Origin of the sequence: Nocardia sp. NPDC087230 (assembly GCF_044744725.1) — a bacterium.
GTDB lineage: Bacteria > Actinomycetota > Actinomycetes > Mycobacteriales > Mycobacteriaceae > Nocardia > Nocardia canadensis.
The window spans coordinates 1-22,261 of the sequence record NZ_JBIUYV010000003.1 but is presented as its reverse complement, the minus strand read 5'-3'; the positions used below and the strand labels follow the sequence as shown (position 1 = coordinate 22,261).

At 71.1% G+C, this 22,261-nt stretch carries 22 protein-coding genes; 6 read left to right on the top strand and 16 right to left on the bottom strand.

The window, feature by feature from the left end; translation table 11 throughout:
• The first annotated feature begins 50 nt into the window (after window positions 1-50).
• The gene (locus ACIO52_RS12225) at window positions 51-818 is read left to right on the top strand and encodes a metal-dependent transcriptional regulator (protein ID WP_255587519.1); all 768 of its coding nucleotides are present in this window, start codon (window positions 51-53) and stop codon (window positions 816-818) included.
• On the opposite strand, the gene ACIO52_RS12220 is transcribed toward ACIO52_RS12225, so the two are convergent.
• The 7 genes from ACIO52_RS12220 to ACIO52_RS12190 form a co-directional block, all read right to left on the bottom strand.
• Complete coding sequence (locus tag ACIO52_RS12220) at window positions 815-1,627, bottom strand: hypothetical protein (RefSeq protein WP_402643645.1); 813 nt, start codon at window positions 1,625-1,627, stop codon at window positions 815-817. The genes ACIO52_RS12225 and ACIO52_RS12220 overlap by 4 nt on opposite strands.
• Window positions 1,628-1,728: 101 nt before the next feature.
• Complete coding sequence (locus ACIO52_RS12215) at window positions 1,729-2,151, bottom strand: EF-hand domain-containing protein (RefSeq protein WP_218717770.1); 423 nt, start codon at window positions 2,149-2,151, stop codon at window positions 1,729-1,731.
• A 143-nt stretch (window positions 2,152-2,294) separates the two neighbouring features.
• A complete protein-coding gene (gene truB / locus ACIO52_RS12210) occupies window positions 2,295-3,227 on the bottom strand; it encodes a tRNA pseudouridine(55) synthase TruB (RefSeq protein ID WP_342801396.1) in 933 nt (310 codons plus the stop codon).
• Window positions 3,227-3,898 carry a 4'-phosphopantetheinyl transferase Npt gene (gene npt / locus ACIO52_RS12205; RefSeq protein WP_402643641.1) on the bottom strand — a complete coding sequence of 224 codons (672 nt, stop codon included), beginning with the start codon at window positions 3,896-3,898 and terminating at the stop codon, window positions 3,227-3,229. Before npt ends, truB begins: the two co-directional genes overlap by 1 nt.
• Window positions 3,899-3,919: 21 nt before the next feature.
• Window positions 3,920-4,876, bottom strand: coding sequence for a metallophosphoesterase (locus ACIO52_RS12200; protein ID WP_218717767.1), 957 nt, complete (start codon window positions 4,874-4,876; stop codon window positions 3,920-3,922).
• 175 nt (window positions 4,877-5,051) lie between these two features.
• Window positions 5,052-6,182 (bottom strand): lipase family protein, encoded by a 1,131-nt coding sequence (locus tag ACIO52_RS12195; protein WP_218717766.1) that lies wholly within the window; start codon window positions 6,180-6,182, stop codon window positions 5,052-5,054.
• A 103-nt stretch (window positions 6,183-6,285) separates the two neighbouring features.
• The gene (locus ACIO52_RS12190) at window positions 6,286-7,629 is read right to left on the bottom strand and encodes an MATE family efflux transporter (RefSeq protein ID WP_402643636.1); all 1,344 of its coding nucleotides are present in this window, start codon (window positions 7,627-7,629) and stop codon (window positions 6,286-6,288) included.
• A gap of 275 nt (window positions 7,630-7,904) precedes the next feature.
• On the opposite strand from ACIO52_RS12190, the gene ACIO52_RS12185 reads away from it, so the two are divergent.
• On the top strand, window positions 7,905-9,083 hold the full coding sequence (locus ACIO52_RS12185) for an MFS transporter (RefSeq protein ID WP_402643633.1): 1,179 nt from the start codon (window positions 7,905-7,907) through the stop codon (window positions 9,081-9,083).
• Between the two features lie 86 nt (window positions 9,084-9,169).
• Here the strand turns inward: ACIO52_RS12185 and ACIO52_RS12180 are convergent, their stop codons facing one another.
• The 7 genes from ACIO52_RS12180 to rimP all read right to left on the bottom strand — a co-directional run bounded on the left by ACIO52_RS12180 (window position 9,170) and on the right by rimP (window position 16,252).
• The gene (locus ACIO52_RS12180) at window positions 9,170-10,168 is read right to left on the bottom strand and encodes a bifunctional oligoribonuclease/PAP phosphatase NrnA (protein ID WP_342801399.1); all 999 of its coding nucleotides are present in this window, start codon (window positions 10,166-10,168) and stop codon (window positions 9,170-9,172) included.
• A gap of 80 nt (window positions 10,169-10,248) precedes the next feature.
• Entirely contained in the window at window positions 10,249-10,698 is a 450-nt protein-coding gene (gene rbfA / locus ACIO52_RS12175; protein ID WP_218717763.1) for a 30S ribosome-binding factor RbfA, read from the bottom strand.
• A 14-nt stretch (window positions 10,699-10,712) separates the two neighbouring features.
• On the bottom strand, window positions 10,713-11,006 hold the full coding sequence (locus ACIO52_RS12170) for a DUF503 domain-containing protein (RefSeq protein ID WP_218717795.1): 294 nt from the start codon (window positions 11,004-11,006) through the stop codon (window positions 10,713-10,715).
• A gap of 93 nt (window positions 11,007-11,099) precedes the next feature.
• On the bottom strand, window positions 11,100-14,090 hold the full coding sequence (gene infB, locus ACIO52_RS12165) for a translation initiation factor IF-2 (protein WP_316575523.1): 2,991 nt from the start codon (window positions 14,088-14,090) through the stop codon (window positions 11,100-11,102).
• A gap of 109 nt (window positions 14,091-14,199) precedes the next feature.
• Window positions 14,200-14,529 carry a YlxR family protein gene (locus ACIO52_RS12160; protein WP_218718422.1) on the bottom strand — a complete coding sequence of 110 codons (330 nt, stop codon included), beginning with the start codon at window positions 14,527-14,529 and terminating at the stop codon, window positions 14,200-14,202.
• Between the two features lie 68 nt (window positions 14,530-14,597).
• Complete coding sequence (gene nusA / locus ACIO52_RS12155) at window positions 14,598-15,626, bottom strand: transcription termination factor NusA (RefSeq protein ID WP_218718423.1); 1,029 nt, start codon at window positions 15,624-15,626, stop codon at window positions 14,598-14,600.
• A complete protein-coding gene (gene rimP / locus ACIO52_RS12150) occupies window positions 15,623-16,252 on the bottom strand; it encodes a ribosome maturation factor RimP (protein WP_218718424.1) in 630 nt (209 codons plus the stop codon). The genes nusA and rimP overlap by 4 nt, the downstream gene beginning before the upstream one ends.
• A gap of 180 nt (window positions 16,253-16,432) precedes the next feature.
• On the opposite strand from rimP, the gene ACIO52_RS12145 reads away from it, so the two are divergent.
• Window positions 16,433-17,269 carry a hypothetical protein gene (locus tag ACIO52_RS12145; RefSeq protein ID WP_402643626.1) on the top strand — a complete coding sequence of 279 codons (837 nt, stop codon included), beginning with the start codon at window positions 16,433-16,435 and terminating at the stop codon, window positions 17,267-17,269.
• Window positions 17,266-17,703, top strand: a complete 438-nt coding sequence (locus ACIO52_RS12140; RefSeq protein ID WP_218718425.1) for a DUF4439 domain-containing protein — start codon at window positions 17,266-17,268, stop codon at window positions 17,701-17,703. Before ACIO52_RS12145 ends, ACIO52_RS12140 begins: the two co-directional genes overlap by 4 nt.
• 122 nt (window positions 17,704-17,825) lie before the next feature.
• On the opposite strand, the gene ACIO52_RS12135 is transcribed toward ACIO52_RS12140, so the two are convergent.
• Complete coding sequence (locus ACIO52_RS12135; RefSeq protein WP_316575525.1) at window positions 17,826-19,577, bottom strand: acyl-CoA dehydrogenase family protein; 1,752 nt, start codon at window positions 19,575-19,577, stop codon at window positions 17,826-17,828.
• 120 nt (window positions 19,578-19,697) lie between these two features.
• Here ACIO52_RS12135 and ACIO52_RS12130 point away from each other — a divergent pair, with 120 nt between their 5' ends.
• Together ACIO52_RS12130 and ACIO52_RS12125 are read left to right on the top strand one after the other, a co-directional pair.
• Window positions 19,698-20,183 (top strand): MarR family winged helix-turn-helix transcriptional regulator, encoded by a 486-nt coding sequence (locus ACIO52_RS12130; RefSeq protein WP_218718427.1) that lies wholly within the window; start codon window positions 19,698-19,700, stop codon window positions 20,181-20,183.
• 19 nt (window positions 20,184-20,202) lie between these two features.
• Window positions 20,203-21,498 carry an FAD-dependent oxidoreductase gene (locus ACIO52_RS12125; RefSeq protein ID WP_402643622.1) on the top strand — a complete coding sequence of 432 codons (1,296 nt, stop codon included), beginning with the start codon at window positions 20,203-20,205 and terminating at the stop codon, window positions 21,496-21,498.
• 26 nt (window positions 21,499-21,524) lie between these two features.
• On the opposite strand, the gene ACIO52_RS12120 is transcribed toward ACIO52_RS12125, so the two are convergent.
• On the bottom strand, window positions 21,525-22,112 hold the full coding sequence (locus ACIO52_RS12120) for a hypothetical protein (RefSeq protein ID WP_402643619.1): 588 nt from the start codon (window positions 22,110-22,112) through the stop codon (window positions 21,525-21,527).
• Window positions 22,113-22,261: the final 149 nt, after the last annotated feature.

The following is a 22,261-nucleotide window of genomic DNA, read 5'->3' as shown; positions in this document are numbered from 1 at the left end:
GTTATTCGCCGGCGCCGTGCCGGTCCGCCGATGTGTCATTCGGGCCAGGGATGCCTAACATCAATGATGTGCCAGGTAAACGAGATGTCGCTACCCGCCGAGCGTCGACAGCGCCCGGTGAACAGGCCGAACTCGCTGCCACCGCGACGCTCGCGCCCGAATTGTCCGCAGTGGCGCAGGACTATCTGAAAGTCATCTGGACCGCCCAGGAGTGGTCACAGGAGAAGGTCTCGACCAAGCTGCTCGCCGAGCGGATCGGGGTGTCGGCCTCGACGGTGTCCGAGGCGGTCCGCAAGCTCTCCGATCAGGGTCTGGTCGAGCACGCCCGCTATGGCTCGATCACCCTCACCGAGCACGGCCGGCGCGCCGCCGTCGCCATGGTGCGCAGGCACCGGCTGATCGAGACGTTCCTGGTGAACGAGCTCGGGTACGGCTGGGACGAGGTCCACGACGAGGCCGAGGTGCTCGAGCACGCGGTCTCGGAACTGCTGATGTCGCGCATCGACGCCAAACTCGGCCACCCCGATCGCGATCCGCACGGCGACCCCATCCCGTCCGTCGACGGCGCGGTCCCCACGCCCCCGGCCCGGCGCCTGTCCGACTTCGCCGCGGGCGAATCCGGCCGCGTCGCCCGCATCTCCGACTCCGACCCCGCCATGCTGCGCTACTTCGACTCGGTCGGCATCGCCCTCGACACCGTGATCGCGGTCGAGGAGCGCCGCGATTTCGCCGGCACCATCGCGGTCCGCATCGCCGCCGCCGACACCCCGACCGAACTGGGCACCCTTGCCGCCGAAGCCATCTGGCTGACCGCCTAGCAGCTGAAGTAGGACCGCAGCGTATCCGGGACGCCGGCGGCGGTGGCCTCGGCCCAGCACGTGTCGTGCGGGAACCGGACATAGGTCGTCCAGGTCCCGGAGGCGCGGGTGATGATGCGCTGGTTGTCGCCGGGGCTGTTCCAGGACACGACGGCCCAGCGGCCGTCGCAGTGGGAGATGGTGGCGGCGGGCACGGGGTCGACCCCGAGTTCGGTCTCGACGGTGGCTTCGGCGCAGGCGGGCGCCGGTGCGGTGTCCTGGAAGCGGAGATTCCCGGTGACGGTCGCGCCGGCGTCGACGAGGAAGAGCGAGTGCATGCCCTCGGGAACCGGATCGGTGCCCGCCGGGGCCGTCATCCCGAAGTGGTAGCAGCCCGTCACGGCGGTGAAGACGGCCACGCCGGCGGCGTCGGTGACACCGTCCTGGCGTTGCGTTTCGGTGGTCTCGCCGACGGGGATGTCGCGACCGGCCGGGTCGCACGGCTGCTGCAGCGAAAGACGCACGGGGACACCGGGAACCGGAACACCGGACAGCGTCGCCGTGCGCAGGACGACCGTCCCGGTCCCGGGCACCGGCGCCGGAGTAGTGCGGGTGGCTGTGGGCGCGGTGGCGGTACCGACCGGCGCGCTCGTCACCGGTGCCGCGCTCGGCGGGATGATCACCGGCGGCCGGGAGGTGCTGGTCGCCGTACTCGGCCGGACCGAACTCGACGCCCCCGACCCCTGCGGATCACCACCACCGCCGCATCCCGCGAGCAGCAGCGTCCCCCCGACGACGACGCCGATCCAGGTCTTCCCTCGTGCAGCCATGGCCCACCCCTCCGTAGCCGAGAGCTATTCGTCCTGGCTATCGCGACGAAGGGCGGTGGCGTTAACCACCGTCCAGTGGCCCTGACACCACGGCGGCGTGCTCAGCGGGACAAGAAGTCCAGCAGGACACGGAATTCCGCGAGCGAGAGGTAGCCGTCGCCGTCCTGGTCGGCCGCGGCGAGGAGGTCCGCGGCCGGTTCCTCGATGCGGCCGCCGCCGACGTGGCGGATCAGTGCGTCCAGTTCGCTCACCGAGATGCGGCCGTCGCCGTTGACGTCGAAGACCCGGAACGCCGCGTCGGCGTCGGTCACCTCGATACGGCCCTCGACCACGGCGGCGTCGAATTCGGCACGGGAGACCAGGAAGTCGCCGTCGGTGTCGGCGGCGGCGACCAGTCGTTCGATCGCCGCGCGGTCGACCTCGATACCGGCGGAACGGATTCCGGCGGCGATGTCGTCCACCGACACCAGCCCGTCCCCGTCGCGGTCCCACAGCGTGAACGTGTCGACCGGCTCTGTACTCATCGCGCTACCCTTCCCCGCGATCGGCGACATCCGTACGCCGACCGTCACCGCCACTCTACGTAGGCGCGAACGACGATGTCCGGCGACGCAGACATCGGCCCGCGGGAATCCGCCGAACACCACGCGGCGCACGACCTTTCGGATCAGTCGCCGATGCCCTGGGGACGGACCACCATCACCGAGGCCGCGCGCTTGCCGCTCTCCTCGAGCAAGGCGATGGCCTTGCCCGACGGATCGATGGCCGCGTACACGCCCTTGATCCCGATCGGCTCGAGCCAGCGGCCGTTGCGCAGGTCGTTCGCCTGGGACTCGTCGATGTCGCGGTGCGGGAACGCGGTGCGGACCGCGGTGTCGATGTCGAGGCTGAGCAGGGGCTGTTCGGCCGCCGCGGCGGCGGCCAGTTGCTCCAGGGTGCGAGCGTGTTCGAGGGTGAACGGGCCGACTCTGGTGCGACGCAACGCCGTCAGATGCCCGCCGACGCCGAGGGCGGCGCCGAGGTCGCGGGCCAGGGCGCGGATGTAGGTGCCCGAGGAGCACTCGACTTCGACGTCCAGATCGACGAATTCGCCGTCCGCGACATCGCGGCGGGCCAGCACCTCGAAGCGCGACACCGTCACCGGACGGGCCGCGAGCTGCACGTCCTCCCCGGCGCGGGCGCGGGCGTAGGCGCGCTCGCCGTCGACCTTGATGGCGCTCACCGTGGCCGGGACCTGTTCGATGTCGCCGGTCAGCGCCGCGACACCGGCCGCGATCTCGGCGTCGGTGACGTGCAGCGCCGGGGTGGTCGCGGTGACCTCGCCCTCGGCGTCGTCGGTGATCGTGGCCTGGCCGAGCCGGATGGTCGCGGTGTAGGCCTTGGTGGTCAGGATCAGCTGGCCGAGCAGCTTGGTCGCCCGTTCCACACCGAGCACGAGCACGCCGGTGGCCATCGGATCGAGCGTGCCCGCGTGCCCGACCTTCTTGGTGCGCAACAGCTTCCGGCTGCGCGCGACGACATCGTGGCTGGTCCAGCCGCCGTCCTTGTCGACGATGACCAGGCCGCCGAGCTGGTCGACCGCGGGGGTGCGCGCGGCCATCAGCCGTGCGCGATCGCGGTCAGGATCAGCCCGTCGGCGATCATCCAGCGGCCGTCGAACGAGGTCAGCGGGGCGCCGCCGTCGTTCGTCGTCCCGGGCACGAGCAGCTGCGTGTGGAAGGTGCCCGTACCGGAATCGGCGGTGCGGGAATCGATCTCGACACTGATGTGCGCGTCCTCGAAACCGAGCCAGCGCAGCGTCAGCGGGAACCAGGCCTTGTAGGTGGCCTCCTTGGCGCAGAACAGCAGGCGGTCCAGGTGCAGACCGTCGGCGGGCGCGGTGGCCAGCCAGTCCCGTTCGGCGGGCAGACTGACCGACTCGAGCACGCCCTCGGGCAGCGTGCCGTGCGGTTCGGCGTCGATACCGACCGAGCGGAAGCGCAGCGCGTGCGCCATCGCCGCGGCGCGGTAGCCGTCGCAGTGGGTCAAGCTGCCGACCACACCGCGCGGGAACAGGGGCATGCCCCGCTCCCCCTTGCCGATGGCCACCGGCGGCTCGCCCAGCTGCTCGAGCGCGAGGCGGGCGCAGTGGCGGGCGCCGATGAAGTCGCGCCGACGCTTCTCGACCGACTTGGCGATGAGGTGTTCCTCGGCGGGGTGCGCCTTCAGGTCCTCCGGGTACGCCAGCAACTCGGCGGCGGCCACGCCCAAGGGCAGAATGTTGTCAATCATCGGGTCCCAGCCTAGTAGTGGTCAGACGCCGCGTCGGCGGTCGGCCTTGGCGCGCATCTCGGCCGCGGCGGCTTCCATTTCCGGGGTGACGCTGAAGTGGCCGCCCCAGGCGTTGAGGTCACCCTCGGCGTAGACGGGCTCGGGCAGGATCTGGCGCAACAGCGGCTCGGGCATGCCGCGCCGTTTCCATTCGCGCGGGTAGCCCAGCGACACCTCTTCGAAGCGCACGCCGTCGTAGTAGGTGGTGCGCGGGATGTGCAGGTGCCCGTACACCGAGCAGACCACGTTGTAGCTGGTGTGCCAGTCGGCGGTGAGGTCGGTGCCGCACCACATCGAGAACTCGGGGTAGAACAGGATCTCGGTGGGCTGGCGGACCAGCGGGAAGTGGTTGACCAGCACCACCGGGGCCTCCGGGCCCAGCGCGTCGAGGCGGCGCTGGGTGTACTGCACGCGCGCGTGGCACCAGGCGTCGCGGGTGAGGTATGGGTCGGGGGTCAGCAGGAACTCGTCGGTGGCGACGACATTGCGTTCCCGCGCGACGGCCAGGCCCTGCGCCTTGGTGGTCGTGCCCGCGGGCAACCAGGAGTAATCGTAGAGCAGGAACATCGGCGCGATGGTCACGCGGCCGCCGTACTGCTCGGCGCCCGAGCCGGTCCACACCGGGTACGGATCCTCCGGGGTCACCACGTCTAGGTCGCGGCACATCGAGACCAGGTAGTCGTAGCGCGCGGCGCCGTGCATCTGCACCGGGTCCTTGGGCGTGGTCCAGAGCTCGTGGTTGCCCGGCACCCAGATGACCTTCGCGAACCGGCCGCGCAGCAGCTCCAGCGCCCAGCGGACCTCGTCGGCCTTCTCGCCGACGTCACCGGCGACGATCAGCCAGTCCTCCGGCGAATCCGGATGGATCTGCTCCACCACCGGCTTGTTGCCCTGATGCCCGACGTGCACATCACTGACCGCCATCAACTTCGGAATCACCTGTCCACAGTGGCACACCCGCGAACCGGCGCCTGCGCGGGTTCACCCGATCCGATCACGCGGTCGTCAGCGCCCCTCGGCGACCAGCAGATCCAGCAGCGCCGATGCGGCCGTGTTCGTGTTCTACGAGGCGTGGCGCGGCAGCGCGGATTTGGACTGCCGCACATGCGCGAGTTCAGGAGCGGAACAGGCCCTCGACGAAGGACAGCACCTGCGGCCGCGCCTGCGCGTCGATCTCGGGATGCCCGCCCGGATACTGGCCGAACTCCACGGCGGTGCCCGCCGAGCGCATCTGCGCGAGCAGGGTGTAGGTCATCGGCAACGGGACCACCGTGTCGGCGGCGCCGTGGACGATCAGGATCGGCTGCCGGTAGCCCACCGTGGGGACCACCATGTAGTCACGCAGCGCCGCGCCGATGCCGTCGGCATCCACCGGGCGCGCCAGCAGCGCACCGATCGACGCGCCGTCGACCACCGCGCCGAAATCGTCGACGCAGCTGGTGGCGATCGCGTCGACGACGTCCCGGCCGCGCGAGCTGAGCAGGCCGTTCACATCCAGATCGGGGCGGGCGGCGCGCAGCCCGGCGAGGATGCCCGCGAACGGGCCGACCAGCTCGTCCACGATCGGCAGATTCGGCACCCGCGGGTCGAGCCGGGACAGGATCTGCTCGAAATTGGATTCCGGCGCGAGCGCGACGGTGCCGCGGAAGTCCAGCTCGGGGGCATAGTCGTCGGCGAGATTGCCGGTGGCCAGCGCCGCGTGGCCGCCCTGGGAGCCACCGACCACCGCCCAGGTCGCCGACAGTCCCGGCTCCGCCGCGCGGGCGGCCCGGACCAGGTCGATCGTCGCCGTCGCCTCGGTGCGGGTGTGCAGGTACGGATGCACGGTGTCGGAACCGACGGACAGCCCGAGATAGTCCGGCGCGACCACGGCCCACCCGCGGTCGAGGAAGGATTGCAGCAGCGGCCGCTCGTGGACCGCCTTGTTCGTCGTGATGCCGCACTGCGGACCCAGACCGCTGGTGCCGTGGTCCCAGGCCACGACCGGATAGCCGCCGGCCGGTGGCGGCGAGTTCGGCAGCAGCACGAGACCGGCGCCGTTGATCAGGCCGCCGGTCGGCCCCTCGGTGCGATAGTCCACGATCGCCGCGCGGGACCAGTCACCCCAGCCCGCGGGCTGGTCGATGTGCCCGAGCAACGCGCCGGCCCCGTCGGGTGCGGCTTGCGCTGCGGGAACCCCGATTCCGAGCCCGGCAACCAGGACCGCGGCGACGACCGCCGATCGGAGACCGATACTCCTGGACATCACGCCACGCACTACTTCGCCTCCATCATCGGTTCGAAGTCCTCCGTCCCGACGGTAGTGCGACATCGCCGACCGGGGCATCGCTGTGACGAGCGCCACTGTCCTACGCGGCCCCGGTCGGGATATCGGCGCCGACGCGTGCCCAGCGGCCGGAGCGGGCGCGGGCCACGACGGCCAGCAGGCGTAGCAGCATGAACGCGACCAGGCCGGACCAGATGCCCGCGACACCCCAGTCGAAGACCAGCGACAGCCAGATCAGCGGCAGGAAACCGACCAGGGCGGCGATCAGCGTGGCGGTGCGCAGGAACGCGGCGTCGCCCGCGCCGAGCAGGACACCGTCGAGCGCGAAGACCGCGCCGGCCACCGGGATCATCGCGACGAAGAACCACCAGATGACGTGCGTGCGCTCGAGGACCTGGGCGTCGTCGGTGAACAGCAGCGGGATCACCCCCGCACCGGCGGCGAAGACGGCGGCCAGCACCAGGGCGAAGATCTCCGACCAGCCCGTGACCCGGCGGGCGATGCCCTCGGCGCCCCGCGCGTTGCCCGCGCCGAGCGCCGCACCGACGAGAGTCTGCGCGGCGATGGCCAGCGAATCCAGCGTCAGCGCCAGGAAATTCCACAGTTGCAGGACCAGCTGGTGGGCGGCGACCGAGGCGGCGCCGAAGCGGGCGGCGACGGCGGCGGCGGAGATGAAGCACGCCTGGAACGACAGGCTGCGCAGGATGAGATCGCGGCCGAGGACCAGCTGGGCCCGCATCACGGCGGGGTGCGGGCGCAGCGGGACCCGTTCGCGCAGCAGCGCGTAGCCGAACAGACCACCGGTCACGAGCTGGCCGACCACATTGGCCACCGCCGACCCGGCCAGCTCCAGGCGCGGCGCCCCGAACAGCCCGTACACCAGTACCGGGCACAGCACGGCCGACAGCGCCAGTCCCACCACCACGAACATCAGCGGGCGGCGCACATCCTGTATCCCCCGCATCCAGCCGTTGCCCGCCATCGACAGCAGGATCAGCGGCACGCCGAACAGGGCGATCCGCACCCAGCGCAGCGCCTCGTCGGCGATCTCGCCGCCACCGGCGATCGCCGCGCACAACGGCCCGGCGACCAGCTGCACCACCACCAGGATGAGCACACCGATCGCCGCACCCACCCAGCTGGCCTGCACGCCCTCCGCGACCGCGCCCGCCCGGTCTCCCGAGCCGTGCCGGCGCGCCGCCCGCGCCGTGGTGCCGTACGACAGGAAGGTGAGCTGGGTGCTGACCGACCCCACGATGACCCCGCCGACCGCGAGCCCGGCCAAAGCAGGCGCCCCGAGCCTGCCGACGATCGCCATGTCGAACAGCAGGTACAGCGGTTCGGCCACGAGCACGCCGAGCGTCGGCAACGCGATCCCGAGAATCCGTCGCGGCCCCACCTCGGCGTCCGGACCAACCGTGGACATCAGACTCCGCCTCCCCGTCGCCGGCGCCCGATCCGGCGCACGACACCGATGCTCGCACACCCCCAGGACGCCACGACCCGGCGCCGCCACGAGCACCCTGCCACCGGCGGAACGGGCGCCGAACCGGACCCGCGCGGCGGAAACCGGACGACCCCGGGGAATTCCCTGGTAAATGTCGCGGTGCCCGACACCTCGGGCAATACTGGTCACTCGCCCAGTCAGGGCGGACGCTGCGCGACCCTCCCGGTTCGCCCCGATCTCCCAGGACTGCAACGATGGCGTTTGTACAGCGGTGGCGCGTGATCACGGCGTTCGCCCTCGTGGGCGCGGCGACCCAGGTCGTCTGGCTCAACTACGCGCCCGTCACCACGGTGGCGGCGGACCATTTCGGCGTGTCGGAGTCGGCGGTCGGCTGGCTGGCCAACATGTTCCCGCTGCTGTACGTGGTGCTGGCGATCCCGGCGGGCATCCTGCTCGACCGCTGGTTCCGGCCCGCCCTGATCGCGGGCGCTGTGCTCACCGCGATCGGCGCCGACCTGCGGTTGCTGCACGACAGCTTCGCCATGGCACTGCTCGGTCAGACCATCGTGGCCATCGCGCAGCCGCTGGTGCTCAACGCGATCACCGGCGTCGCCGGGCATTACCTCGCCGAGAAGGACCGTCCGACCGGAATCGCGGTCGGCACCGCCAGCACCTTCGCCGGGATGGCCGCGGCCTTCGTACTCGGCGCGATCTTGCCCGCCGAGCACCAGCTGTGGACGCTGACCGCCGTGGGCGCGGGATTCGCCAGCGTGGCCGCGCTGCTGCTCACCGTCGAGGTCCTGCGGCCGGGACAGGTCGCGGCGGGCGCGGCGCCGAGGCGTCCGGCGGGTGAGCCGCTGGCCGCGCTGCGGGTGACGCTGCGCGACCCCTATGTCCGCCGGCTGTGCGCGGCGGTCTTCTTCCCGTTCGGCACCTTCGTCGCGCTGGCCACCTACGGTCAGGCACTGCTCGAACCGGCCGGGGTGAGCGCCGACGCGGCGAGCGTCGTGCTGCTGATCAATGTCGTGGCCGGGGTCGTCGGATGCGCGGTGGTGCCGGTGGCCGTGCTGCGGCGCGGCGTCGAACTGCCCGCGGTCCTGGTGGGCCTCACGGCCAGTGCGCTCGCCTGTCTGCTCGTCGCCGTCGCGCCCGGACTCGCCACCGGATTCCTGGCCTTCGTGCTGATCGGCCTCACCCTGCTGCCCGCGCTGCCGATCGTGCTCACCATGACCGAGCGGCACACCGGAGTCGCCGAAGGCACCGCGGCCGGGCTCATCTGGATGACCGGCAATCTCGGCGGCCTGGTCGTCGCCGGAGCCACCGGCCTGCTCGTCGACCGGCCGGCGGCGGCGTTCGGACTCTGCGCCGTCGCGACGATGGTGGGAGTGCCGCTCGTACTGCGGCTGCGACGCGAGCCCGTCGCCGTCGGCTGATCGGCGCGGTGTCGGTCGGGCAACTCGCGCGAGCGGACCGCCCCGCCCGATGTGGCCGGAGCACACGCCCGGCGACAGTTCCGCGCTCAGCCGAGCGCGGTGACCAGCGCCTGCACCACGTCGGTGGCGTTGCCGTAGGTGGTGTATCCGGCCGCGAAGCGATGTCCACCGCCGCCGAACTCGCTCGCGATCGCGGCGACATCCACCCCGTCGGCGGCGCCGGGCGCGGAATCACGGGAGCGCAGCGAGACGGTCCAGCGGTCGTTCTGGCCGCGGGCCTCCTTGAAGACGGCGGCGATCCCGGCCTCGGCGGTGGTGCGGACGACGTCGATGACGCTCTCCACCTCTTCGGGGCCCACCTCGTGGGTGTCGGCGGCCCGCACCAGCGCGTAGACCAGCCCCACCCCGGCAGCCGAGGGTACGACGACCGCCGTGGACAGCACCTTCGACAGCATCGGCAGCCACGCGTACGGGTGGGTGTCGAGCAGCACCCGGGTGATCTCGGCGCCGTCGATCCCGGTGGCGAGCAGCCGCTCGGCCATGGCGTGACTGCCGGTCCTGGCCCAGCGGAACGAGCCGGTATCGGTCACCAGCCCCGCGAACAGGCAGTGCGCGATGGGGGCGTCGATCGGGATGCCCCACGCGTCGAGCAGGCGAGTGACCAGCTCCGTGGTCGAGGCCGCCGACTCGTCGATCAGGTCGACGGTGCCGAATCCGTCGTTGGCCCGGTGATGATCGATGACCAGCGTCGTCGTCGCTCCGGCCAGCCGGTCGGCCAGCACCCCGAGCCTGCTGCGCGCACCGCAGTCGACGACCACCAGCAGGTCGACCTCGCGCGGTACCTCGGCGGGCGGCACCAGCAGATGCCCGCCGGGCAGCGTCCGCAGCGAGGCGGGCAGGTCGGCGGGTTCGGCGAAGGACACCACCACCGGCACGCCCTTGCGTTCCAGGGCCAGCGCCAGCGCCAGCCCGCTGCCGATGGTGTCGGCATCGGGCTGCACGTGACACAGCACCGTCACCGACCGCGCCGTCGCCAGGGCGGCGACGGCGGCGGCCGGCACGGTCGCGTCACGGGCGCCGGTCATGCGGTACCCGTTCGGCATGCGCGGGCGCCCGACGTGGTCACACTAGCTACCGCCTCCAGGCGCTGACCGCTCATGCCGGGCTACTCGTCGCCGTCGTCGTCGCGATCGGACTTGTACGGGTCGGCCTCACCGGCGTGCGTGGCGTTGGCCGCGACCTTGGCGACCTCGTCATCGATGGCACGAGCCCGGGCCAGCAGCTCCTCCATCTCGCGAGCCGCGTCGGGCACCTTGTCCAGCGTGAACGACAGGATCGGGGTGAACTTCACCCCGGTGCCCGCACCCACCTTGGACCGGAGCACGCCCTTGGCCGCGTCCAGACCGGCGGCGGCGGCCGCGTAGTCGGGTTCGGTGTCGAGCGTCTCGCCCATCACCGTGTAGAACACCGTTGCCTCGCGCAGATCGCCGGTCACCTTGGCATCGGTGACGGTGACGAACCGCAGCCGCGGATCCTTGATCTCGTACTCGATCGCGGTGGCCACGATCGCGGAAATCCGCTTGGCGAGTCGGCGTGCCCTGGCTTGATCCACCATGGCGATACCTCCCTCTAGTCTTCGGGTCCGAAGATCCGGCGGCGTACTGCCAGCAACTCTATCTCCGGACGGGCGGCGACGTGCCGCTCACATTTGTCGAGCACCTCGTTCAGGTGCGCCGTTTCCGCGCTGACCATGGCCACCCCGAGCAGTGCCCGGCGGTGTAAGTCCTGGTCGCCGGCCTCTGCGGCGTTCACGGCGAAGCGCTTCTGCAGCTCGGCGAGGATCGGCCGGATCACCGACCGCTTCTCCTTGAGCGAGTGCACGTCACCGAGCAGTAGATCGAATTCGAGCGCACCGATGTACAGCGGTGCTCACCTCCTGATAGATGGATGGATTGCCCGCATGACCACACGCCGCACCCGAGGTTTCGGATGCGGCGTGTGGAACGGTGTGCGTGATCAGTCGCGCGGCTTCTCGCGCAGCTCGTACGCCTCGATGATGTCGCCGTCCTTGATGTCGTTGTAGGTCACGGTCATACCGCACTCGTAACCTTCGCGGACCTCGGTGGCGTCGTCCTTCTCCCGCTTGAGCGAGGAGATGGTCATCGTCTCGGCGACGACCCGGCCGTCACGGATCAGGCGCGCCTTGGCGTTGCGCTTGACCGAACCCGACAGGACCATGCAGCCGGCGATGTTGCCGACCTTCGACGAACGGAAGATCGCGCGGATCTCCGCCCGGCCCAGCTCGACCTCTTCGTAGATCGGCTTGAGCATGCCCTTGAGGGCCTTCTCGATCTCGTCGATGGCCTGGTAGATCACCGAGTAGTACCGGATGTCGACGCCCTCGCGGTTGGCCAGCTCGGTGGCCTTGCCCTCCGCACGGACGTTGAAGCCGATGATGATCGCGTTCGAGGCCGACGCCAGGTTGACGTTGGTCTCGGTGACGCCACCGACACCGCGGTCGATGACGCGCAGGCGCACCTCGTCGTCGATCTCGATGCCGAGCAGGGCCTCTTCGAGGGCCTCGACCGTACCGGAGTTGTCGCCCTTGAGGATCAGGTTGAGCTCCGAAGTCTCCTTCAGGGCGGCATCCAGATCTTCCAGGCTGATCCGCTTGCGGCTGCGCGCGGCCAGCGCGTTGCGCTTGCGCGCATTGCGGCGGTCGGCGATCTGGCGAGCGATCCGGTCCTCGTCGACCACGAGCAGGTTGTCGCCCGCGCCGGGCACCGAGGTGAAACCGATGACCTGGACGGGCCGCGACGGCAGGGCCGCCTCGACGTCGTCGCCGTGCTCGTCGACCATGCGGCGCACGCGACCGTAGGCGTCGCCCGCCACGATCGAGTCGCCGACGCGCAGCGTGCCGCGCTGGATGAGCACGGTGGCCACCGGGCCACGGCCGCGGTCGAGGTGCGCCTCGATGGCGACACCCTGGGCGTCCATGTCCGGGTTGGCCCGCAGGTCGAGCGAGGCGTCCGCGGTCAGCAGCACCGCTTCGAGCAGCGCGTCGATGTTGGTGCCCTGCTTGGCCGAGATGTCGACGAACATGGTGTCGCCACCGTATTCCTCGGTCACCAGGCCGTACTCGGTCAGCTGCTGCCGGATCTTGTCCGGGTTCGCGCCTTCCTTGTCGATCTTGTTGACCGCCACCACGATCGGCACGTCGGCCGCCTGGGCGTGGTTGATCGCTTCCACCGTCTGCGGCATGACGCCGTCGTCGGCCGCGACCACGAGGATCGCGATGTCGGTGGCCTTCGCACCACGGGCACGCATGGCGGTGAACGCCTCGTGACCCGGGGTGTCGATGAAGGTGATCAGGCGCTCTTCGTCGTTGAGGTTGGTCAGCACCTGGTACGCACCGATGTGCTGGGTGATGCCACCGGCCTCGCCCTCACGGACGTTGGCCTTACGGATCGTGTCCAGCAGTCGGGTCTTACCGTGGTCGACGTGACCCATGACGGTCACGACCGGCGGACGCTGCTCGAGGTCGTCCTCGCCGCCGGCGTCCTCGCCGTAGGTGAGATCGAACGATTCCAGCAGCTCGCGGTCTTCGTCCTCGGGGCTGACGACGTGCACGACGTAGTTCATCTCGCTGCCGAGCAGCTCGAGGGTCTCGTCGTTCACCGACTGGGTCGCGGTGACCATCTCGCCGAGGTTGAACAGCGCCTGCACAAGGGCAGCCGGGTTCGCGTCGATCTTCTCGGCGAAGTCCGACAGCGACGCGCCGCGGGCGAGACGGATGATCTCGCCGTTGCCGCGGGGCAGCCGCACGCCACCGACGGCGGGCGCCTGCATGTTCTCGTATTCGGCGCGCTTCGCCCGCTTCGACTTACGGCCACGACGCGGAGCGCCACCGGGGCGACCGAACGCACCCGCTGCGCCACCACGGCCACCGGGACCACCGGGACGACCGCCGCCGCCACCGGGACGACCACGGAAACCACCGGCCGCGGGTGCACCGGCACCCTGACCTGCACCGGGGGCACCGCCACCGCCACCGCGGTAGCCGCCACCGCCGCCACCGGGACGACCTGCGCCGCCACCGGGAGCGCCGCCCGGACGACCCGGACGGCCACCGGCCGCCGGACCCGGACGCGCGGAGCGCTGGGGCATGGCACCGGGGTTGGGACGCGGCGGCATCGAGCCCGGGTTGGGGCGCGGACCACCGGGACGCGGGGCACCGCCCTGCGCGGCGGCCGGACGCGGACCACCCTGGCCCTGGCCGGGACGGGGACCGCCCTGACCGGGAGCCGGACGCGGACCACCCTGGCCGGGAGCCGGACGGGGACCGCCCTGACCCGGGGTCGGCCGCGGGCCGCCCTGCGGGGCGGGACGCGGCGCCGGACGCTCACGATCCGGGGCGGAGCTGAACGGGTTGTTGCCGACGCGCGGGGTCTTCGGGCCGGGCTTCGGGCCGGGACCGGCCGGACGCGGGGCCGGAGCACCCGGCGCGGGCTGACCCGGACGGGCCTGACCGGCGGCGGGCTGACCCGGACGCGGTGCGCCGGGCGCCGGACGCGGGCCGGGCGCGGGGGCACCGGCCGGCTTCGCGGCGGGCGCCGACTGCGCGGCGGCCGGGGTCGGCCGAGCGGCCGGAGCCGGCTTGGCCTCGGCCGGAGCCGATTCGGCGGCCGGAGCCACCGGGGCCGCGGGGGCCGCCGGGGCGGGCGCCGCCGGAGCCGGACGCGGACCGGGACGGGGGCCGCCACCGGGGGTGGGCTTGGCGGCCGGACGGGCCGCCTGCGACGGCCCCGGACGGGCCGCGGGCTTCGCGTCGCCCGCCGGGGCGGACTTCGACGCGAGCGATTCGCGCAGACGACGGGCGACGGGTGCTTCCACCGTCGAGGACGCCGACTTCACGAACTCGCCTTGCTCCTTGAGCTTCGCGAGTAGTTCTTTGGACGTGACACCGAGTTCTTTGGCCAACTCGTGCACGCGGGCCTTGCCTGCCACTGCTCTCCTCACTGAGAGGCCGAGCAGCGCCACCGTGTAAGGGGACGGCGGCCCGCACGACCTCGGGTTATCTCCGATGGACGTTCATCGTTGGTGCTTCACGGTGTGCTCATGAGTGCTCGTGCCTGTTCTCGAGGTACTGCTCCAGGGCTGAGATATCCAGATTTCCGGACACTCGTAGGGCTCTGCCGAATGCTCGGCGCCGCTCTGCGGAACGCAGACAAGCTGAAACGGGGTGCAGCCAGGCACCCCGTCCGGGAAGTCTGCGCCGCGGATCGGGAACGATCGCAACAGTCGAGGCCCCGGCAGAGCCGGTGTCCCGATGCTGCGCCACGATCCGCAACAGGTCGGCAGACGGCTCGCGCTGACGGCATCCGATACAGGTTCGCACGGATTGCGCGGGCCGGTCTTCCACCCACTCTACCGGTGACCCGGTCATAACGACGAACCCCTCCCCTTCCGAAGTTACGAACATGTCATCCGAGGGTCGGGATTCCCGCGTTTTCGTCAACTACGGTGCGCCTCCGGCCGGACCGAATCGCCCTGCTCCGGAGCCGCGTCGCTGCGGATATCGATGCGCCAGCCCGTCAGACGCGCGGCCAGGCGGGCATTTTGGCCCTCCTTGCCGATCGCCAGCGACAGCTGGAAGTCCGGCACGATCACCCGGGCGGCCCTGGCCTCCGGATCGACGACAGTGACCGAGACCACCTTCGACGGCGAGAGCGCGTTGCCGACGAAGGTCGCGGGATCCTCGGCGTAGTCGATGATATCGATCTTCTCGCCCGCCAGCTCGCTCATCACGTTGCGCACGCGCTGGCCCATCGGGCCGATGCACGCGCCCTTGGCGTTCACGCCGGGCACGGTGGACCGCACGGCGATCTTGGAGCGGTGCCCCGACTCGCGGGCCACCGCGACGATCTCCACCGAGCCGTCGGCGATCTCGGGCACCTCGAGCGAGAACAGCCTGCGCACCAGATTCGGGTGCGTGCGCGAGAGCTGGATCTGCGGGCCACGGGGGCCACGCGAGACGCCGTAGACGTAGCACTTGATCCGGTCGCCGTGCTCGTAGGTCTCCCCCGGCACCTGCTCGGCGGGCGGGATCAGGCCCTCGGCGCCGTTGGCCTCGCTGCCGATCCGCACCACCACGATGCCGCGAGCGTTGGCCCTGGCGTCGCGCTGGACCACACCGCCGACGATGTCTCCCTCGTGGGTGGCGAATTCGCCGAAGGACTTCTCGTTCTCGGCGTCGCGCAGCCGCTGCAGCACGACCTGGCGGGCGGTGGTCGCCGCGATCCGGCCGAAACCCTCGGGGGTGTCGTCCCATTCGGAGACGAGGTTGCCGTCGGCGTCGAGCTCGCGCGCCATCACCCGGACCACGCCGGTCTTCTGGTTGATGTCGATACGCGCGTTGGGCTGATGGCCCTCGGTGTGCCGGTAGGCGGTGAGCAGCGCCGACTCGATCGCCGAGATCACGGTCTCGATCGAGATGCCCTTGTCGGCGACGATCGCCCGCAGAGCTTCGATTTCAATATTCATTCCGCAACCCCTTCGGTGGGAGAGTCACTGTGTTGTCCTGCGGCGGCGAGATCGGCGGGTTCCTCGCCCGGGACCGGGCGGCCCGCGGCGATCCCGCCGGCGAGTTCGAGTTCGGCGGCGCCGGGTGCGTTGAACTCGACCTGGACCACCGCGGAGGCGATGTCGGCGAGCGGCACGTGCACCCGGTGCGGCTTGTTCTTGCCGCCGAGGACCAGCGCCACGGTGCCGTCCTCGGCGAGCTGACCGGCGCGCGCGTCGAAGCGGGCCTTGCCCTCGACCGGCTCGGCGCCGTCGCGCAGCGCGACCTTCACCTTGCGGCCCTGGGCGCGGCGCCAGTGCCGCTCGGCGGTCAGCGGGCGGTCCACGCCGGGCGTGGTCACTTCGAGCAGGTAGGCGGAGTCGCCGAAATCGCCCGCTTCGTCGAGCAGCTCGGACATCTCCCGGCTGAGCTCGGCGATCGCGTCCAGATCGGCCGGACCGTCGCTGTCGACGGTGACCTTCAACCGAACCGGCGCCAATTCGTCCTTGCCCGCAGACGCGATCGCTACGCCCTCGAGGTCGAATCCCCGGCGTGCGACGAGCTCAGCGACGAGCTGGCTCACCCTTTCCTCGGTGGGCATCGGCATATGGGCGGCTCCTGGTTCAGTTGTGACGCGATCGGAAATTTCTACGCCGAAGGTCTAGCGTAACGCGCTCCGAGAGTGTAAAGGACCAGCCACCGGGCGTCGCGCACCGGTCCGCCCCGGCGTGCCTCCCGGTGGCGTGGGTGGGCGGGTTCGGGTGCGCGGATCTGGCACGATGGGTGGGTGCCCTTCCGCCTTACCGCCCCGCCGAGCGCCGGGCGACCTTCCGGCATGCGCCTCGACCGGCACGAATCCCGTCCGATGACGAGCGAGTCGTCGCGCCCGGTCGCCCCGCAGCACACCGGATCAGTTCTCCCCTCCGCTCCCGCGCGGACCGCCGCGACCGGGCCCGCGCACCGGCAGGCGGTCACCGCGTCGGCGACCGACCCGACCGCACCCCAGCTCGCGGTGCCGCGTCAGCACCCGACGCTCGGCGCCCACCGGACCGTAGTGACACAACAGGATTCGGCGACCCTCCCCGCTGCTTCGCCAGGCGGCTGGCGACGCCGCTCGATGCTGCGACTGTTCGGCACGACCGCCGTGGGAGTTCCGGCGCTGAGCCTGCTGACGGCGTGCGCCGAGGACGACACCGTGCATGCCCCGGATCCGCTTGCCGCGCAAGAAGTCCTGGCTCGCGCGGACGCCGCGGCCGCGCAGGCGGCGATCGCCCTCGCTCCGCAGTCGCAGGCCGCGCTGGGCACCATCGCGAACGAACGCGCCGCGCACGCCGACGCGCTGCGCACCGAGATCGACCGGGTGATCGGAGTCTACGGCGACGGCACCACCCCGGTGCGCCGCACCGGCGAGATCACCGTGCCCGGCCCCGACGGCGCCCTCGTGCCCGCCTCGACCGTGGACAACCCCACCCAGCCGCCGACGATCGCCCAGCTGCGCGATCAACTGGTCCGATCCCAGCAAGCCGCGGCCGCCCTGGCCCGTACCGAATCCGGTTACCGCGCAGGCCTGTTGGCCTCGATCAGCGCGGCCTGCGCCACCCAGGTGGGAGTCCTGCTGACATGACCGAACAACGTCGGGCGCTGCAGCGAGCGCTGAACAGTGAGTACGCCGCCGTCTACTCCTACGGAGTGATCGCCGCCTACGCCAACGCCGACCGGGCGCGCATGGTCGCCGAGTTCGGCGCCGCGCACCGGGCCCGCCGCGATGCCACCATCGAACTCCTGGAAGCGGGCGGCACCGCGCCCGAGGCGGCCGGCGCCGCCTACGCACCGCCGTTCCCGGTCGACGATCCGATCCCGGCGGCGCACCTGGCGGTCGCGGTCGAATCCGATTGCGCCGCAGCGTGGTACGCCGTCGTCGAACAGGCCACCGACGCTGCGGTGCGGGCGACCGCGACCGAGGCGCTCACCGAGTCCGCGCTGCGCCGGGCCCGCTGGCAGGCGATCCTGGGCACGAATCCCGTCACCACCGCCTTCCCCGGCCGCGCCACGGTGTAGGCACACTGCCGGGACCTCCGCGCCGACGCGCGGACCCGGACGCGCAGCCTCGGGCACGATGACGAGCCGACCCGACCGTCCTCGGCCGCCCGCGATGACGTGGCGGCCGAGGACGCGTCCGGCTACGGGCGCATCGCGTAGGCGCCGTCGTAGGACGCCACCTGCTGCCACACCCGGTCGAAGCGCTCGGCGTCGGCGACCGGGCTGCGCAGGGCGCCGACGGCCCAGGCGCGCTGAGCCTCGGTGACCGTCGGCTTCCCGAGCAGGGCCGTCGCGTGGGTGTTGAAGTCGCGGATCTGGAAGTCGAAGATCTGGTCGACGACATCGCGGTCGAGCCCGGTGAGCTCGGCCTGCTCGAGGATCAGCTGGCCGTAGACCACCGTGGAGAACAGGTGGCCGATGGTCAGCATGAAGTCCAGGTCCTTCTGCTGGGCCGCGTCGGGCGCGGCGGTGAGCAGCAGTGTGCGCAGCGCCTGGGCCTGCTCGTAGAACCGGCCGACATTGGGCACGTCGGCGGCCTGCTCGTAGGCCGGGGTCCAGTCGGCGAACTGCACCTTGCCCGCGCCGCGCGCGGGACCCTGCTTCCAGAAGAACTCCTGGTCGCCGGGCGCCAGATCGGTGCCGATGGCCGGGTACTCGGCCGGGTTGAGCAGGTAGTTCGGCATGAACTTCAGGATCTGGCCGACATTGACGTGCACCGTTCCCTCGAGCCGGGGCAGGTGGTTGATGTAGCGCGAGGCCTGGGCGAAGTAGGTGGCCTTCTCGAAGCCCTTGGCCGCCAGCACATCCAGCAGCAGGGTCATCGCGACCTCGCCCTCGGAGGTGACCTTGGACTTGGTCATCGGGTTGAACAGCAGGTAGCGGCGGTCCTCGAGCGAGGCGCTGCGGAAGTAGTCCACCGCGCGGTCGCTGAACAGCTTCATCGCGATCAGGCGCGCGTAGGCGTCGACGAAATTGCCGCGCACATGGCCGAAGTCGGTGACCGGGTTGCCGTAGAGGATGCGGTTGTTGGCGTGGGTGATGGCCTCGAAGAACGAGTGCTCGACCATGCCGATGCTGCCGTGGCAGAGGTTGAACTTGCCGACGTTGACGGTGTTGAGCGCGGCCGAGAAGCCCTCCGGCCCTTCGTGCAGCACGTCGGCGGCGGTCACCGGGTAGTTCTCCAGCCGGAAGTGGCTGACGTACATCTGGCCGTGGATGACGCTCTCGACCAGGTGGTAGTCGTCGTGGCGGCTGTCGGCGGCGAACCAGATGTAGCCCTCGGCGCCCTCGACATCGCTGCGCCGGGAGAACACCGACACCATCGAGGCGACGTTACCGTTGCCGATGTAGTACTTCTCGCCGTTGGCGCGGAACAGGATGCCTGCCTCGGCGTCGGCGCTGCCCGGCTCGCTCGGGGTGAGGATCAGGTCGGTGTTGTAGATGTCGGCGCCGTGCTCGCGCTCGGACAGCGCGAACGCCATGACCTGGCCCGCGTCGAGCTCGGCGGCGGCCTTGCGCTTGGCGATCTCGTTGTCGCTCTGCCAGATCGGGCCCAGACCCAGGATGGTGACCTGCTCGGCGTACCAGTACGCGAGGCCGTAGAAGCCGAAGATCTCGGCCAGGGCCGCGTTGCGGGCGGCGTCCCAGCGCTTGTTCGGGTCGCCGTCGGCGTAGGCGGCCGGGGTCAGGAACGTCGCGAACAGCTTCTCCTTCGCGACGAAGTCGAGGAACTCCTGGGTCCACACGGCGTCGCGGTCCTCGGCCAGCAGCTGCGCCTTGCCTTTGGATTCGAACCACTCGATGGTGGCCCGCAGCAGCCGCCGCGTCTCGGCATCGAAATGCTGCGGGTCGTAGGTGGCGGGGTTGAACAGCAGGCTCGGCGAACTCGTCATGGAAGCAAATTTAGCAGCGCCACCCTCGACCATGAGCCTGTGACCTGCGGGTTTCCCCTACGTAAGCGTAAGTTGGCGCCCCTATTGTTGTTTCACGCAATCAAATGTATTGTTTGATTCATGCAAGCAAACAAGGATCAGGTCTCCGAACTCGCCCGCACGACGAGCCGGTTCGCCGAGGCGATGCGTCAGGGGACCTCCCGGGCGTACGACCCGGTCCGGGTCGGAGTGCTGCAGGCGGTGGCGGAGACGGGTCCGCTACGCGCGGGCGAGATCGCCGAGCGCCTGGACGCGCTGCCCTCCTCGATCACCCGGCACGTGCAGACCCTGGCCGAGGCCGGGCTGGTCCGCACCGCCCCGGATCCGGCCGACCGACGGGCCGTCCTGGTCGAGATCACCGACGCGGGACGCGCGGAGCTGCAGCGATTCCTCGAGGTCGGCGACCAGGTGTTCGGCGCGGTCATCGCCGACTGGCCCGCCGCCGATGTCGTCACCCTCACCCGACTGCTGGACCGGTTGATCACCGACTGGGCGCAGACGGGATCCGTACAGCAGCAACGAGCGTCGAAGCGGCGCTCCGGCGGGTTCGGCTGGAGCCGGATCTGACCAGAGAAAGGACACCGTCATGGCAACCAACTCACCCCTGCGGGTCATCGTCGTCGGCGGCGGCATCGGCGGGCTGGCACTGGCCAACGGCTTGCGCCGGGCCGGCGTCGCGGTCAGCGTGCACGAGCGCGAGGTGCGGCGCACCGACCGGCTGCAAGGCTTCCGCATCCACATCAATCCGCACGGCAGCGCAGCACTGGCCGAGTTGCTCTCCCCCGAGCTCTTCGCGACCTTCGTCGCCTGCTCCGGCAAAGGCGGCAACGGATTCGGCTTCGTCACCGAGCAGCTGTCGAGCCTGATCGCTTTCGACAGCACCGACACCGTGAACGCCGACTGCGACCACTACGGGATCAGCCGGATCACCCTGCGCCGCATCCTGCTGGCCGAGCTGGGCGACGCGGTGCGCTACGGCAGCGCGTTCGACCGCTACGAGCGTCGCCCGGACGGACGCGTGGTCGCCCACTTCGCCGACGGCGGCAGCGACGTCGGCGACGTGCTGGTCGGCGCCGACGGCGGCACCTCCCGGGTGCGGACCCAGTACCTGCCGCAGGCGCAGCGGGTCGACACCGGCATCGTCACCATCGCGGGCAAGTACGCGCTCACCCCGAGCGCCCGCGACCGTCTCGATCCGCGGCTGCTCGCGCACCCGCACAGCGTGATCCCGCCCAGCGGGTGCGGCATGTTCGTCGCACCGCACGAATTCACCCCGCCCGCACCGGGTGTCGCGCTCGGCAGCGACGGCACCGAGCTCACGCCCGGCTTCCTCTTCGACGACACCCAGCCCTACGTGTTCTGGGCGTTCGCCGCCGAACGGGACCGTTTCGGCGTCGACCTGTCGGCCCTGGACCCGGCCGAACTGCACGCCACCGCCGTTCGGATGACCGCGGGCTGGGCGCCCGCACTGCGCAGGCTGGTCGCCGAATCCGACAGCGCCACCGCGACTCTGCTCCCGATCAAGACCTCGGTCCCGATCCCCCGCTGGAGTCCCACCACGGTGACCCTGCTCGGCGATGCCATCCACAGCATGACCCCGTTCGCCGGCATCGGCGCCAATACCGCCCTGCGCGACGCCCAGCTGCTGTGCCGGATGCTGGTCGCCGCCGACCGCCGCGAGCGCGGTCTGCTCGACGCCATCGGCGCCTACGAAGCCGCGATGACCGACTACGGCTTCGCCGCGGTCCGCACCTCGCTCAGCACCGCCGAACGCGCCGTCGCCGACGGCAGATTCGGCCGCATGATCGGCAAGCTCGTGCTGCGCACGGCGGGCGCGGTGCCGTCGATGAAACGCAAGATGTTCGCCGATCTCGGCGCCTGAGGCGGGCGGCGCGTCGATAGGCGGGTTCAGCTCATCAGTTCGCCGATCATGCCGGTGCGGGTGCCGATGATGCCGCCGGTGATATCGAACTCCACCCGCAACTCGTAGAGACCGAAGTGGGCGAGCAGCAGCTGCGGTTCGCCGAAGGTCAGCGTCGCGAGGTCGTGGCGCCGGAAGTAGCCGGCGACCATGGCTCGCATGGCGGGGTAGCGGCTGTCCGGATCGGTGAGGGGGTGCAACAGGTTCGCCGCCGTCTCGATGAGCTGGGACGCCACCTCGGGATCAGAACCCGTCCCCGTCACCGCGGAGTCGGTGACCGCGAAGTAGCGCCACCCGGCACCGTCGGGCGCCGCCGCCCAGCCCAGGCACCCGCCCAGATCGGCGGCCCCGGCCACGAGCACAGTGACGACATTGTCGGGATGGACGACGGTGCCGAGGTCGACCCGGTCCACCGCCAGATGTTCGGCGCCGTGCTCGCGCGCCAGCCCGCGCAGCGCGGTGGCACCTGCCCATTCCCGCCCCGCCCACGCCCAGATCCGCTGCTCGCTGTCGTAGCGACCGATCTCGGCGACGACCACCGGGCCGCCGGGAACATCGACGAGATCGCCGTACATCGGCTGCCAGCGCAGGGTCGGGGGGGGGGGGGGGGGCGGCCCCCCCCCCCCCCCCCCCAGGCCCCCCCCCGGGGGGGGCCCCGCCGGGGGCCGCGCGCCCCCCCCCCCGGGCCGGGCGGCGGGGGGGTGCGCGGATGGCGGGGGGGGCG